The 13,622-nt window shown below is 71.2% G+C and carries 12 protein-coding genes; 5 read left to right on the top strand and 7 right to left on the bottom strand.

Features of this window, described 5'->3' with window-relative positions; all coding sequences use genetic code 11:
- Nucleotides 1–10: 10 nt before the first annotated feature.
- The 4 genes from OG594_RS40115 to OG594_RS40130 form a co-directional block, all read right to left on the bottom strand.
- The gene (locus tag OG594_RS40115; protein WP_266608809.1) at nucleotides 11–610 is read right to left on the bottom strand and encodes a hydrolase; all 600 of its coding nucleotides are present in this window, start codon (nucleotides 608–610) and stop codon (nucleotides 11–13) included.
- Between the two features lie 144 nt (nucleotides 611–754).
- Nucleotides 755–2,653 carry an amidohydrolase gene (locus OG594_RS40120; RefSeq protein ID WP_266608810.1) on the bottom strand — a complete coding sequence of 633 codons (1,899 nt, stop codon included), beginning with the start codon at nucleotides 2,651–2,653 and terminating at the stop codon, nucleotides 755–757.
- A 75-nt stretch (nucleotides 2,654–2,728) separates the two neighbouring features.
- Nucleotides 2,729–3,457, bottom strand: coding sequence for an acetate uptake transporter family protein (locus OG594_RS40125; RefSeq protein WP_266607309.1), 729 nt, complete (start codon nucleotides 3,455–3,457; stop codon nucleotides 2,729–2,731).
- Nucleotides 3,450–4,418, bottom strand: a complete 969-nt coding sequence (locus OG594_RS40130) for an alpha/beta hydrolase (RefSeq protein ID WP_266607310.1) — start codon at nucleotides 4,416–4,418, stop codon at nucleotides 3,450–3,452. Before OG594_RS40130 ends, OG594_RS40125 begins: the two co-directional genes overlap by 8 nt.
- Nucleotides 4,419–4,665: 247 nt before the next feature.
- Here OG594_RS40130 and OG594_RS40135 point away from each other — a divergent pair, with 247 nt between their 5' ends.
- Nucleotides 4,666–5,640: an AraC family transcriptional regulator gene (locus OG594_RS40135; RefSeq protein ID WP_266607311.1), complete on the top strand. Its 975-nt coding sequence runs from the start codon at nucleotides 4,666–4,668 to the stop codon at nucleotides 5,638–5,640.
- On the opposite strand, the gene OG594_RS40140 is transcribed toward OG594_RS40135, so the two are convergent.
- The gene (locus OG594_RS40140; RefSeq protein WP_266607312.1) at nucleotides 5,637–6,623 is read right to left on the bottom strand and encodes a helix-turn-helix domain-containing protein; all 987 of its coding nucleotides are present in this window, start codon (nucleotides 6,621–6,623) and stop codon (nucleotides 5,637–5,639) included. The two genes, OG594_RS40135 and OG594_RS40140, sit on opposite strands and share 4 nt — an antisense overlap.
- Before the next feature lie 294 nt (nucleotides 6,624–6,917).
- Between OG594_RS40140 and OG594_RS40145 the strand changes: the two genes are divergently transcribed.
- On the top strand, nucleotides 6,918–8,066 hold the full coding sequence (locus OG594_RS40145) for a DUF475 domain-containing protein (protein WP_266607313.1): 1,149 nt from the start codon (nucleotides 6,918–6,920) through the stop codon (nucleotides 8,064–8,066).
- A 133-nt stretch (nucleotides 8,067–8,199) separates the two neighbouring features.
- On the opposite strand, the gene OG594_RS40150 is transcribed toward OG594_RS40145, so the two are convergent.
- Nucleotides 8,200–10,569, bottom strand: a complete 2,370-nt coding sequence (locus OG594_RS40150) for a phosphoketolase (protein WP_266607314.1) — start codon at nucleotides 10,567–10,569, stop codon at nucleotides 8,200–8,202.
- Between the two features lie 242 nt (nucleotides 10,570–10,811).
- Between OG594_RS40150 and OG594_RS40155 the strand changes: the two genes are divergently transcribed.
- A complete protein-coding gene (locus OG594_RS40155; protein WP_266607315.1) occupies nucleotides 10,812–11,654 on the top strand; it encodes a universal stress protein in 843 nt (280 codons plus the stop codon).
- Between the two features lie 161 nt (nucleotides 11,655–11,815).
- On the opposite strand, the gene OG594_RS40160 is transcribed toward OG594_RS40155, so the two are convergent.
- The gene (locus tag OG594_RS40160) at nucleotides 11,816–12,523 is read right to left on the bottom strand and encodes a response regulator transcription factor (protein WP_266607316.1); all 708 of its coding nucleotides are present in this window, start codon (nucleotides 12,521–12,523) and stop codon (nucleotides 11,816–11,818) included.
- 263 nt (nucleotides 12,524–12,786) lie between these two features.
- Here OG594_RS40160 and OG594_RS40165 point away from each other — a divergent pair, with 263 nt between their 5' ends.
- Together OG594_RS40165 and OG594_RS40170 are read left to right on the top strand one after the other, a co-directional pair.
- Entirely contained in the window at nucleotides 12,787–13,113 is a 327-nt protein-coding gene (locus OG594_RS40165) for an STAS domain-containing protein (RefSeq protein WP_266607317.1), read from the top strand.
- Nucleotides 13,114–13,123: 10 nt separating this feature from the next.
- Complete coding sequence (locus tag OG594_RS40170; protein ID WP_266607318.1) at nucleotides 13,124–13,618, top strand: pyridoxamine 5'-phosphate oxidase family protein; 495 nt, start codon at nucleotides 13,124–13,126, stop codon at nucleotides 13,616–13,618.
- Nucleotides 13,619–13,622 lie beyond the last annotated feature (4 nt).

A 13,622-nucleotide genomic window follows, 5' to 3' on the forward strand; every position in this document is an offset into this window, starting at 1 on the left:
AACGGTCCGGTCAGCCGGCCGCGTGCGGGTCGACCATGGAGTGGGCGTAGACGACACCCAGGCCGTACGCACCTCCGTGCTCCTTCACCACGTCGGTGGTGGCGACGTACGTCTCGGTGCGCGCCCAGTCGCGCTGGAGCTCCAGGAGCACCTGCAACCAGGTCACGGGCACGGCGCCGGCGGCGGTCATCCGTTGCAGGGCGTGCTCGTGGGCGGCCGGTGTGACGCCGGCCGAGGCGTCGGCGACGACGTAGACCTCGTACCCCTGGTTGAGTGCGGAGAGGGCGGGCAGGACGAGGCAGACCTCGGTCCACAGACCGCAGAGCACCATCTTGTGGCGGCCGGTGGCCTTGACCGCCTCGACCAGGGCCTCGTCCTCCCAGGCGTTCATGGAAGTCCGGTCGATGACCTCGTGCTCGGGGAACACCTCGCGCAGTTGCGGCAGGATCGGTCCGGAGAAGGACTCGGCGGCCACGGTGGACAGCACGACGGGTACGTCGAAGACCCGGGCGGCCTTGGCCAGGCCCACTGTGGCGTTGATGACGGCGACGCGGTCGGAGCTGGCGGCGCCGAAGAACATCTGAGGCTGGTGGTCGACGAACAGCACCATCGCGTTGTCGGGGGTGAGCAGGTCGCGGCTGGGCGCGGCGGTGACGGAGTCGAGGTCGAAGTTGAAGTCGGACACGAGGAGTTCCTCTCGGAGACGAACGGTGTGTGGGACGGGGAAGGGCGGGGGACCGGGTGCGCGGGCGGATCAGAGGACGAAGCAGGGATCGAAGACGGCGGGCGGCTCCTGGGGGGTGAAGCCCCGCGCGACCCTCCACTGGCGGTGCTGCTCGGAGGCGACGACTGCCTCCGCCAGCAGATCGGCCTGGCGGGCGCCGGCCATCGAGGGCGGCGGTGTGGCCCGGTAGCCGCCGAAATGCGCGACCGGGCTCCACCCCGGGCTGACCGGCGGGACGGCCTCGTCCAGGCCCTCGTACTCACCGGTGGCGTACACGATCCGGCCGCCGGCCACGGTCAGCAGGGACTCGATGTGCGGGATGTCATCGGCCGCCACGGCGAAGTAGTCGTGGGACAGGACGGCGAAGTCCGCGAACCGGTCTTCGGCGAGGACGCCCTTGTCCGCCTCCTCGCCGGTGAGCCGCGCCCCGCCGAGGGTGTACAGCTCCAGGGCCTGCTCGCGGGAGACCAGTTGCCCGGCCGGCCGCAGGGCCGCGCCGCCGACCGTCCGGCCGGTGACCAGCCAGTGCAGGGCCACCCATGGGTTGTACGAGGAGACGCGCGTGGCGTCGGTGCCCGCCGCGACGGGCAGACCGTGTCGCAGCATGTCGGCTACGGGTGGGGCGAGCGCGGCGGCCTCGGCGCCGTAGCGCTGTGCGAAGGCCGTGCCCTGGAACGACATCCGGTTCTGGACGCTGATGCCACCGCCCAGCGCCGCGATCCGCTCCAGGTTTCGCGCGGAGACGGTCTCGGCGTGGTCGAAGAGCCAGCCGTTGCCGGCCGGGAACAGTCCGTCCGCAGCGAGCCTTTCGAAGACGGCGAGGTCGCGGCTGATGGTCTCGTCGTACGTCGCGTGCAGCCGGAAGCCCCAGCCGTTCTCCATCAACAGCCGGACCGACTTCTCGAACTCGACTTCGTAGGAGCCCAGTTCGGGGCGGGGCTCGGAGAAGTTCTCGAAGTCGGCGGCGGCCCACGTCAGGTTCTCCCCGGCTCCGTTGAGGCGTAGCCACTCGTCGCCGTCCCCCGGCCGGACCGTCGCGGTCCAGCGTGCGAGGTCCGCCAGCTCCTGGCCGGCGGTCTGCGGGAACAAGTGGTAGCCGATCCGTACGCTGAGCTCGCCGGCGCGGGCCAGCTCGGTGACGGTGGCGTAGTTCTCGGGGAAGCTCTGGAAGCCGCCGGCCGCGTCCACGGCCGAGGTCAGGCCGAACCGGTTCAGCTCGCGCAAGAAGTGCCGGGTGGAGACCGTCTTGTCGGCTTCGTCCAGCGCGGGGGCCTTCGCGAGGGTGGAGTAGAGGATCAGCGCGCTGGGGGCGGCCAGCAGCAGGCCGCCGGGCTCGCCGTTCCGGTCCCTCACGATCTGCCCGCCCCTCGGGTCGGGGGTGTCGCGGGTGAATCCCGCCGCACGCACGGCCGCCCGGTTGAGGAGGGCCGACTGGTAGAGGTGCAGGACGAACACGGGGGTGTCGGGGGCGGCCGCGGTGAGTTCGGCCGTGGTGGGCATCCGGCGTTCGGCGAACTGCTCGGCGGTCCAGCCGCCGACCACCCGGATCCACTGGCCCTTGGGGGTGCGGCCGGCCTGCTCGCGCAGCATCGCCAGGGCCTGCCGCAGGGAGGGGACGCCGTCCCAGCGCAGTTCCAGGACGTAGTTCAAGCCGCCCCGGATGACGTGCAGGTGGGAGTCGTTGAGCCCCGGCACCACCCGCCGGCCGAGGGCGTCGACCACCCGGGTGGCCGGTCCCACCAGTCGGGCGACGTCACCGTCGTCGCCCAGGGTCGTGATCCGGCCGCCGCGGACGGCGAGCGCCGTCGCGGCGGGCCGGGAGGGGTCCTGCGTGTGGATGCGTGCATTGCGCAGGACGAGTTCGGCGGCCTGGCCGTCCCGGGGACGACCGGCCGGTCCGGGCCCGGCGGTGATGCCGCCGACGGGCATGCTGCTGCTCACGGTGCTCGCTTTCGGAAGGGGAAGGGGAAGTGGCAGGAGGCCAGGAGGCCAGGAGGCCAAGGGTCAGAGGGTGCGGCGTACGCCGGCCTGCCGTTCGAGGTTGCGCAACTGGACCGTCAGATCGCCCTCGACGGCGCGATGCGCGGGGCCGCTGCGGCCGATGGGGAGAACCGGCTCGCCGCGCATGTCCTCCAGCATCAGGGCGAAGGCCGTGTACAGGGCGACGGCCGCCAGTACGAGCCCGAGGACCCCGGAGACGGTGCCCATCCAGTCCGCGCCGGTGAGGTTGGCGAGTGCTGCCACGCCGAAGCGGGGGACGGCCGCACACAGCACCAGCCACAGGGCCCGCTTGGGCGTCGCGACGGATGCCATCAATACGGCGAAGAGGGCGAAGACGGCGTTGAGGACGCCCAGCACCCGGGCCCCGCCCGGCGCGTCCACGACCAGGGTCAGGGAGTTCACCAGCCACAGCCCCGAAAAGCAGGCCATGAGCGTCGCCGCCAGCACGTCGCGCGCACCGAACGCGAAGTAGCTCACCAGCAGTTGCAAGACGAAGGCAGGCAGGATGGCCAGGCCGACGGCGCGGTGCGCGCCCTCCTCGAAGAGCCCGATCTGGAAGCAGCCGACGATCACCGAGGCGATGGCCACGGAGTAGAAGCCCAGCGGCAGGGGAGAGGCGATGGGCCGCAGGTTGATGCGCGTCATCCGGCGCAGGTCGGGCTCCATGGCGCGGCCTCCGCCCACCGGGCCGTGCCCCGGCACCGCGGCGGTCGCCGGTTCTGGCTCAGCCATCGGCCAGCGCCCGCTCGAGGACCCGGACGGCGAGTTCGATCGCGGACGCTGCCGCCCGGGTTCCGCGCAGTGCGTCGAGCATGACGAAGTCGTGGATGACGCCCTGGTAGCGCACGGCCGTGACGGGCACGCCCGCGGCACGCAGCTTGTTCGCATACGCCTCGCCCTCGTCCCGCAGGACGTCCGCCTCCGCGGTGATCACCAGGGCCGGCGGCAGACCGGTCAGTTGCTCCGTGGTGGCGCGCAGCGGGGACGCGGTGATCTCCGCCCGCAGCGCCGGGTCCGTCGTGTACTGGTCCCAGAACCACTGCATTCCGTCACGGCGCAGGAAGTACCCCTCCGCGAACTGCCGGTAGGAGCCGGTGTCGAAGGCGGCGTCGGTGACGGGGTAGAAGAGGACCTGCTGGCGCAGGTCGAGCCCGCCGCGTTCCTTGGCCATCAGGGTCAGCGCCACGGCCATGTTGCCGCCGACCGAGTCGCCGGCCACGGCGATGCGGGTGCCGTCCAGACCGTGGCCGGCGCCGTCCGTGACGACCCAGCGGGCCACCGTCCAGTTCTGCTCGATGGCGACGGGGTAGCGGTGTTCGGGCGACAGCCCGTACTCGGGGAAGACGACGGCGGCCCGGGCGCCGACGGCCAGTTCCCGGACCAGCCGGTCATGGGTGTGCGCGTTGCCGAACACCCAGCCCGCGCCATGGATGTAGAGCACGACCGGCAGGGCGCCGCTCACCCCGGCCGGTCGGACGATGCGCGCCTTGACCTCGCCGGTGGGGCCGCCCGGGACGATCACCCACTCCTCGTCCACGTCGGGTTTGGCGACCTGGCCGGACTGCACCTCGTCGACGGCCTTGCGGCCCTCGGCGGGCGGGATCTGGAACAGGAACGGCGGTGTCCCGGTCGCTTCCGCGAAGTCGGCGGCGGCCGCCTCGAGTACGGGCGTGACGGGCGTGTGGTCGGTCATGGAGGGGACCTCTCGTCGGATCGAGGGGCGTATGCCCACGCCGTACCGAGCTGCGGCGCAGTCCGAAGCTAGACGGGTGGTGAGGGGTGCGGTCGCCTGTGCGTGCAGGGGAGTTGACCTTCGGCGCAGGGCTCCGACAGGAGGGCACCGGAGAACAGGAACGCGCACGCACGGGCAAGTGGGCGGGCGGCCTGCCAGGAAGGATGTGGGCCACCGCATGCAGACGACCGTGATGGAGGGGTAGTTCGTGTTGTTGCTGGACTTGGAGGACTTCGCACCGCGCGACCGGGTGGACGCGTTCCACCACGCGATGACGGACACCTCCGTGCCGAACGACATCGCGCACGAGGAGCACGAGACGGGGATGCGCGCCCGGATCGAAGGATGGCGGGTGGGCGGGTTGGACCTCTTCGACATGCGGTGCTCGGGGTTCGAGGTCCGGCGGACGGCCAGGCACGTGCGCGCGCACCGGGACCGTCCGGTGGTCTCGGTCTCGCTCCAGACCAGGGGCGTCCACCGAGCCGAGCGGGCCGGAGATCGGTTCACGCTGGGTCCGGAGGACATCTGTGTCTTCCACGAGCTCGCGCCCCGCGCCTACGGCTGGTCCGGATACGGGGCCTCGCAGGCCATCACCATGGACGCGGAGTACCTCGGAGTACCGGTCGACACCGTGGTCCGGGCCTCCGTCCGGCTTCGGGCCAGCCCCCTGCACGACCTGCTCCTGGGGCACCTGCGAGCGTTCTGGCGGGATCCGGGCCGCCTGGAAGCGGACCCCGGAGCCGCCGCCCTCGCGAACTCCACCACCGAGCTGGTGCGCGCCCTCCTGACGTCGGCGGCGCACGACGAGCGGGACCGGCAGGTCAGGGCGGCGATGGACAGTTCCCTGGTCGCCCGGATCACGGCCTACGCGCGCCGCCACCTCACCGACCCCGACCTCGGCCCAGAGCGCATCGCCGTCGAACACGCCATATCCAAGAGACAGCTCTACGTCGTGCTCGGTCGTGCGGGGATCAGTTTGGAACAGTGGCTCATCGGCGAGCGACTGGAGGCGGCGTGCCGCCTGCTGGCTTCACCCCGCCACGCGGCACTGCCCGTATCCGCCGTGGCCACCCGTTGCGGCTTCACCAGCCCCAGCCATTTCACCCGGCGCTTCCGCGCTGCCTACGGGCTCACCCCGAGCGAGTGGCGGCGCCACCGGCTCCGCCGCCCACCCTTGAGCTAGCCCGCGAGGCCGGCTGAGCGTACGGGGTCGCCGTGCAGCGCCCGCCAGTCGCTGGGGGTGAGGTCGTAGGCCTGTTTGAAGGTGCGACTGAAGTGGGCGGCGTTCGGGAAGCCCCAGTGCCGGGCGATGGCCGCGATCGAACGGTGCCGGGCGGCAGGTGCCGCGAGTTCGTCACGGCAGCGTTCCAGTCGCTGCGTCCGGATCCACTCGCTCAGGCAGACGCCGTGGCGTGCCAGGGTGGTGTAGAGCTGGCGGCGTGAGACGTGGTGGTGCGCAGCGATGCGTGCCGGGGTCAGGTCGTCGTCGCCCAAGTGGGCGCGGACGTAGTCCAGGATGCGCAGGTGCAGGGTTTCGCGCCAGGGCTCGGAAGTGAGGTGCTGGTCGCCGAGACGGGCCGTGACGAGGGCGCGCAACAGTTGGATGCCCGGTCGGGCCGCCGCGTCCAGACCGTGTTCGGGGGAGGGCGCGGGGCACGCCTGGTGGCGGGCGATGCGCCGCAGGCAGGTGGCGGTGAGGTCGGCCAGCGGGTCCGTCCGGTCGAAGCGGACCGCGGTCACGCGGTCCAGCAGCTTCGGGGGCAGAGCGAGCTCCGTGCGCGGGATGCGGAAGAAGTGCTGGTGGATACCGTCCTTGTTGAACAGGGTGTAGGGGCGGGTGGTGTCGTACAGCGCCAGATCGCCGGGCTGTAGCACGGCCTCCCTCCCGTCCTGGACGACCATGCTGCTCCCGGAGACCTGCAACCCGACGAACAGGCTCGGCTCCATGTCGTCGTGGGTGAGCGCGGGCGTACGTCGGATGGTCGTTGCGTTCGCGCGCACCGAGCAGACCTTCAGCGGCCCGACGCCGCTGATCGCACCCACCGTGCGAATCAGCCGGGGGTCCGATTGATGCGTGATCTCCACCCGCACCACGCTGCTCCAGATGACCTCGCGGATCGCCTCCGCCCGCTCTGCCGGCGCCATGACCGCGGCGTCGATCATCATCTGTCGGTTCCCCCTCCACCTCTGGCGCCTCTCAACGGGCCGGCCTGAAGGGGAAGTCAAGCGGGTGTCGGCATCAGAGACAAGGCGCGGCTCCGGGCGTTGCGCGCGGCATCGGTCCCGCCTCCTCTCCGACGGGCTTCAGCACTCCGCGGTGTCGGGCTCGGCCTTCACCCGGCCCGCCCCGTTGGCCGGTACTCGTCAGCGCTGCGAGGCGTCGCCCTAGACTTCAGGGTAAATGGTTCGCAAAACCAGGTACGGCGCGGGGGATCCTCGCCCAAGACGATGGGGTAGTCAGTGCTTCTGAAAACGTTCGGCTGGTCGTTCGCGGTCACCGCGCTCGGTCTGATCGCGGCGGTGTTATACGGGGGGTGGGCCGGATTCGGGATCGTGGCGATCCTGTCCATCCTCGAAATCTCGGTGTCCTTCGACAACGCCGTCGTCAACGCCGGGATCCTGAAGAAGATGAACGCCTTCTGGCAGAAGATCTTCCTCACCGTCGGTGTCCTGATCGCGGTCTTCGGCATGCGCCTGGTCTTCCCCGTCGTCATCGTCGCCGTCAGTGCCGAGATCGGTCCGATCGAAGCGGTACGGCTCGCGCTGGACGACAAGGACAAGTACCAGCAGCTGGTGACCGACGCCCACCCGTCGATCGCCGCCTTCGGCGGCATGTTCCTCCTGATGATCTTCCTTGACTTCATCTTCGAGGACCGCGACTTCAAGTGGCTCGCGTGGCTGGAGCGCCCGCTCGCCAAGCTCGGCAAGATCGACATGCTCTCCGTCTGCATCGCGCTCATCGTGCTGCTCGTCTCCGCCATGACCTTCGCCACCCACGCGCACCAGTACGGCGGCGTCCACGCGGACAAAGCGCAGACCGTCCTGATCTCCGGCGTCCTCGGCCTGATCACCTACCTGGTCGTCGGCGGTCTCTCCGGCTACTTCGAGAACAAGCTCGAGGAAGAGGAGGAGCGCGAGCACGAGGCCGAGGAAGCGGCCAGGACGAGCGGCACGAAGGTCCCGGCGGTCGTGATGGCCGGCAAGGCCGCGTTCTTCCTGTTCCTCTACCTCGAAGTCCTCGACGCGTCCTTCTCCTTCGACGGCGTCATCGCCGCCTTCGCCATCACCAACGACATCGTCCTGATGTCGCTCGGCCTCGGCATCGGTGCGATGTACGTGCGTTCGCTGACGGTCTACCTGGTCCGCCAGGGCACCCTCGACGACTACGTCTACCTGGAGCACGGCGCGCACTACGCCATCGGCGCCCTCGCCGTGATCCTGCTCGTCACCATCCAGTACGAGATCCACGAGGTCATCACCGGCCTCGTCGGCGTCGTCCTGATCGGCTGGTCCTTCATCTCCTCGGTCCGGCGCAACCGCAGGCTCGCGGCGGCCGAGGCGCCGGCCGCGGGGTCCGACGAGAAGGCCGGGGTCCCCTCCGGCGTCTGAGCCGGGCCGCCGGTGCGGGCCGCGGAACCGCCGTCAGGCGCAAGGGTCGTGCTCGGCCATTGATCCGCGGCCCGCGCGGAGCATCACCGGGGAGCGGTGCAGCAGCCGGGCGGGGGCACTGGCCCCGGGCTGATCAGTACGGCCAGGACCAGTCCGCGACGTGCGGCAGGTCGGTGCCGTGTGCGCGGATCCAGTCGTGATGGTGGATGCGCTGGTCGACCATGGCCTGGCGCAGTCCCTCGGTGCGGCTTGCGAGGCCGGGTACGCGGTCGATGACGTCCATGACGAGTCGGTAGCGGTCCATGTCGTTGCGCACGACCATGTCGAAGGGGGTGGTCGTGGTGCCGGACTCCGTGTAGCCGCGGACGTGCAGCTGGGGGTGGCCGGTCCGGCGGTAGGCGAGGCGGTGGATGAGCCACGGGTAGCCGTGGTAGGCGAAGATCACCGGCTTGTCGGTGGTGAAGAGGGCGTCGTACTCGGGGTTCGTCAGGCCGTGGGGGTGTTCCTCGTGGGGCATGAGTCGGGCGATGTCGACGACGTTGACGACGCGGACGGCCAGCGCGGGGAGGTGCTCGCGGAGCAGGGCCGCGGCGGCCAGCACCTCCATGGTGGGTACGTCGCCGGCGCAGGCGAGTACGACGTCCGGTTCGCGGGATCCGTGGTCGGTGCCGGCCCACTCCCAGATGCCTGCGCCGCGCGTCACGTGGGTGCGGGCCTCGTCGATGGGCAGCCAGTTGAAGCAGGGCTGTTTGCCGGCGACGATGACGTTGACCTGGTCGCGGCTGCGCAGGGCGTGGTCGGCCACGGCGAGGAGGGTGTTGGCGTCCGGCGGCAGGTAGACCCGTACGACTTCGGGGCTCTTGTTGAGGACGTGGTCGACGAATCCGGGGTCCTGGTGGGAGAAGCCGTTGTTGTCCTGGCGCCAGACGTGGGAGGTGAGCAGGTAGTTGAGGGAGGCGATCGGAGCGCGCCAGGACAGTTCGCGTGCGGTCTTCAGCCACTTGATGTGCTGGCCGACCATGGAGTCGACGATGTGGGCGAAGGCCTCGTAGGTGGAGAAGAGGCCGTGGCGGCCGGTGAGGAGGTAGCCCTCCAGCCAGCCCTGGCAGACGTGTTCGGAGAGGATCTCCATGACCCGGCCGTCGCGGGACAGGTTGCGGTCCGTGGGCTCCGTGATGCCCTGCCAGGCCTTGCCGGTGGCTTCGTACAGGTCGTCCAGCCGGTTGGAGGCGGTCTCGTCCGGACCGACGACCCTGAAGTCCCGTCGCTCAGCCGTGTCCCGCATGATCTGCGTGAGGAAGCGGCCGAGGACGCGGGTCGGTTCGTGGAGGGTGCGGCCGGGCTTGTCGACGGGGACGGCGTGCTGGTCGAGCGTGGGCAGCGGCAGGGGCCGCAGGAGGCGGCCTCCGTTCGCGTACGGCACGGCGCCGAGGCGGCGCTCGCCCTTCGGAACGCAGGCCAGGACCTGCGGCGTCGGGTGGCCGTCGGCGTCGAAGAGTTCCTCCGGCCGGTACGAGCGCAGCCAGTCCTCCAGCTGCCGCAGGTGTGCCGGGTTCTCGCGCACCCCGGCGAGCGGGACCTGGTGGGCGCGCCACGTGCCCTCGACCGGGTCGCCGTCGACGGACACCGGACCGGTCCAGCCCTTGGGCGTCCGCAGGACGATCACCGGCCAGCGTGCGTACTCCCCTCCGGGCTCGGTGCCCGCCGTCCGTGCCTCCTGCTGGATCGCGGCGATGCGGTCCACGGCGTGGTCCAGCGCGCGGGCCATGGCGCGGTGCACCTGGGCGGGGTCGCTGCCGGTCACGTACAGCGGGTCGTGCCCGTAGCCGCGCAGCAGCGCGTCGAGCTCGGCCTCGGGGATCCGGGACAGCACCGTCGGGTTGGCGATCTTGTAGCCGTTCAGGTGCAGGATCGGCAGGACCGCCCCGTCGTGGACCGGGTCGAGGAACTTGTTCGAATGCCAGGACGCGGCGAGCGGTCCCGTCTCCGCCTCGCCGTCGCCGATGACGCAGGCCACCAGCAGGCCGGGGTGGTCGAAGGCGGCTCCGTAGGCGTGGGAGAGGGCGTATCCCAGCTCCCCGCCCTCGTGCACGGAACCGGGGGTCTCCGGCGCCACGTGGCTCGGCACTCCGCCGGGGAAGGAGAACTGCCGGAAGAGCTTGGCCATGCCGTCGGCATCGCGGCCCACGTCCGGGTAGGTCTCGCTGTACGTGCCCTCCAGCCAGGAGTTGGCGAGGACGGCGGGTCCGCCGTGGCCCGGGCCCCAGACGCACAGGGCTTCCAGCGAGCGTTCCCCGATGACGCGGTTGAGGTGGGTGTGCACCAGGTTCAGGCCGGGCGAGGTGCCCCAGTGACCGAGCAGCCGCGGCTTGATGTGCTCCGGCCGGAGCGGTTCGGCCAGCAGGGGGTTGCCCATGAGGTAGATCTGACCGACGGCCAGGTAGTTCGCGGCGCGCCAGTGGGCGTCCAGTTCCGAGATCGAATGCGCGCTCAACGCGGTCATGTCCGCTCCTGCGTACGAGGGTCCGGGACGTTCGTCGACTGAGCCGATGCCGACACCCTGCACCCTGCCGGGGTACGGCCGGCAGGGGAGGACCGTCCCTCGGCGAGGGACGATCGGCCCTTATCCGCACCCGCCCGGCCCGAGGACAGTGGACTCCGGTGGCGCCCGGTCCTCCCCGGCCGGCGCCACCCGTTCCAGCCTGCGACCCCGATGCTTCGCGCATCAGTACGGAGGACAGACCTGTGAAGCGCACCCTCGTCGTCGGAGTGGACGGTTCCGCCGAGAGCCGGGCCGCTGCCGACTGGGCCGCGCGGGAAGCCGTGCGCCGCGACATGCACGTGCACGTGGTGCACGCCTGGCTGTGGCAGCCGCTCGCCGTCCCGGTCGTCCAGGACCGCGGCACCGAGGCCCGCCGGGCCCAGGAGATCCTGGAGGAGACGGAGGCCGGGCTCACGCGCCGACACCCGCGGCTCTCGCTCTCCGCGGAAGTGGTGCCGGACGTTCCCGTACCGGCCCTGCTGCGCGCCGCCAAGGACGCCGAGATGCTGGTGCTCGGCACCCGCGGGCACGGCGCGCTGGCAGGCTTCCTGCTGGGTTCCTACGGGCAGCAGCTGATCGCCTCCGCCGAGTGCCCCGTCGTCTCCGTCCGGGCCCGCGACGGCAAGCCGGTGTGCGGGGGCGACGAGGGCGAGGTCGTCGTCGGGCAGCAAGGCGGCGTGCAGGAGTCCGCCGAGGTACTGGGCTTCGCCTTCGAGGCGGCCGCAGCGCGCAAGGTCCCGCTCCGCGCGGTCCGGGCCTGGGGCCCGCCCCCGGTCTACGGCTACAGCCCTGGTTCGATGTGGATCGCCGAACAGTTCGGCGGTCTGGAGCCGTTCGAGAAGGTCGCGCTGGAACAGGCGCTGGAGCCGTGGAGGCTGAGGTTCCCCGAGGTGGAGGTCGTCGCGCACGTGGAGCGGGGCAGCGCCGGCCACGTGCTGTTGTCCGAGGCGTCGGACGCCCGGCTGGTCGTCGTCGGCCGCCGGGTCCGCGAGTCGGCGGTGGGCGTGCGGATCGGGTCGGTGGCCCATGCCGTGCTCCACCACTAGGCCTGCCCCGTCGCCGTCGTCCCGCACCGCTGACCCCCGGGCCGACGGCGGGCCGAAGTCGACGGCGGGCTGACGGGCTGACAGGCCGACGGGCCGAGGGGCCGACGGCGGAGCCGGGCACGCGATCGTACGGCGTGCCCGGCCCTTCCCGCGGACGGCTCCTATTCGGCGGCCGGGGCCGGGTGCCGGCCGGGCGGGGTCAGCGCGTGACTGGCGATCACCGCGGCCTGGACGCGCCTCTCCACGCCGAGCTTGATGAAGAGCCGCGAGATGATGTTCTTGACGGTCTTCTCCGCGAGGTACAGCCGCCCGCCGATCTCCCGGTTGGTGAGACCCTCGCTGACCATGAGGAGGATCTCCTTCTCCCGGTCCGTGAAGCCGGGAAGCCCCGGGGCCCGCTCCTCCTTGGGCACGTCGCCGCGCATGCGGGCCATCAGACGCGTGGTGGCCCCGGGGTCGAGCATCGACTGGCCGGCGGCCACCGTCCGGACGGCGGTCACGAGGTCGGTGCCGGTGATCTGCTTGAGCACGTAGCCGGAGGCCCCCGCCATCACGGCGTCCAGCAGCGCCTCCTCGTCGTCGAACGACGTGAGCATCAGGCAGGCCAGCTCGGGCATCCGCGAGCGCAACTCCCGGCACACGCTCACCCCGTCGCCGTCCTGGAGCCGTACGTCCAAGATCGCGACCCGGGGGCGCAGCGCGGGGACGCGGGCCAGCGCCTGTTCCGCCGTGCCCGCCTCACCGACCACGGTCAGGTCGGGCTCGGCGTCCAACAGGTCGTGCACTCCCCGGCGTACGACTTCGTGGTCGTCGAGCAGGAAGACGCTGATGGGCTCCGTCGCGGGGGAGGGGACACCGCTGCCGGTCATGACGCAACTCCTTCGCCTGGGTCCGTCCTTGACGCACGAACACCGAAATCCTGCCTCCCCCACGGCCGAACGGACAGGGCCGATCGGCCCTCATCGACCACGTACCGCATGAGGCAAGGAGGTCGGAGCCTCCGAAAGAAGGGACCTTCGGCCCTGTCCCGAGGGCCTGCCGGGCCTTTCCGCGTACCCGCCGCACCGGATGAACTGAGGGCGCACGGGGAACGGCGCGACTCGACGGAGCCGCACGCAGCGCGGAGGAAGCCATGACGACCGCCTTGATCGACCTGAAGACCGTGGGCCGCGACGACCGCGGTGTGAGAATCGCCCTGGCCGGAGAGCTCGACTTCTACACGGCCGGGCAAGTGGCACCGCGCCTGCGCGAGCTCGCCGGATCCGGCCACCGCAACATCGTCCTGGACCTGTGCGGCCTCTCCTTCTGCGACAGCGCGGGCATCGACCTCCTCATCCGTCTCCACCGCCGCTGCTGCGCCGAGGGAACACGCCTCCTGCTGTGCGACGTTCCGCCCCTGGTGGTGAAGTCCATGCGGGTGCTCGCTGCCGACCGAGACCTGCAGTTCGTCGTCCTGTGAGGTGCACACCATGGATCAAGAAGCCTTACCGCGACCCGGCGGTCGGATCGGTGACGTGACCGCCGCCCGGCACATGCGGGAGCTGGACCGGGCCGAGGCCCTGCGGCTGCTCTCGACGGTGTCACTGGGACGCATCGTCTTCACGCAGCACGCGCTGCCCGCCGTCCGACCGGTCAACCACCTCGTCGAGGGCGAGGACATCATCGTCCGGATCCACGACGGCGGGGCGCTGGCCTCCCTGGCGGCGCCCGCCGACGCCCCCGGCGTGGTGGTGGCCTATGAAGCGGACGACATCGATCCCGTCACCCACCTCGGCTGGAGCGTCGTCATCACCGGCTACGCGAGGGCCGTGGTCGACACCGACGAGGTGGACCGGTACGCGCACTTGCTACGCCCCTGGGTGGCACGCCCGATGACCAGCGCCCTGCGGATCCGCCCCGACCTCGTCACCGGGTTTCGGCTGGAAGCGGACCCGACGCGGCTGGTGCCGGCGGCCCGGGCCTGACCCC

Origin of the sequence: Streptomyces sp. NBC_01214 (genome assembly GCF_026340975.1) — a bacterium.
GTDB lineage: Bacteria > Actinomycetota > Actinomycetes > Streptomycetales > Streptomycetaceae > Streptomyces.

Coding starts and splice junctions, on each gene's coding strand:
- OG594_RS40115 (WP_266608809.1), bottom strand. CDS start 610: ATGGTGCTGTTCGTCGACCACCAGCCTCAGATGTTCTTCGGCGCCGCC.
- OG594_RS40120 (WP_266608810.1), bottom strand. CDS start 2,653: ATGCCCGTCGGCGGCATCACCGCCGGGCCCGGACCGGCCGGTCGTCCC.
- OG594_RS40125 (WP_266607309.1), bottom strand. CDS start 3,457: ATGGCTGAGCCAGAACCGGCGACCGCCGCGGTGCCGGGGCACGGCCCG.
- OG594_RS40130 (WP_266607310.1), bottom strand. CDS start 4,418: ATGACCGACCACACGCCCGTCACGCCCGTACTCGAGGCGGCCGCCGCC.
- OG594_RS40140 (WP_266607312.1), bottom strand. CDS start 6,623: ATGATGATCGACGCCGCGGTCATGGCGCCGGCAGAGCGGGCGGAGGCG.
- OG594_RS40150 (WP_266607314.1), bottom strand. CDS start 10,569: ATGACCGCGTTGAGCGCGCATTCGATCTCGGAACTGGACGCCCACTGG.
- OG594_RS40160 (WP_266607316.1), bottom strand. CDS start 12,523: ATGACCGGCAGCGGTGTCCCCTCCCCCGCGACGGAGCCCATCAGCGTC.
- OG594_RS40165 (WP_266607317.1), top strand. CDS start 12,787: ATGACGACCGCCTTGATCGACCTGAAGACCGTGGGCCGCGACGACCGC.
- OG594_RS40170 (WP_266607318.1), top strand. CDS start 13,124: ATGGATCAAGAAGCCTTACCGCGACCCGGCGGTCGGATCGGTGACGTG.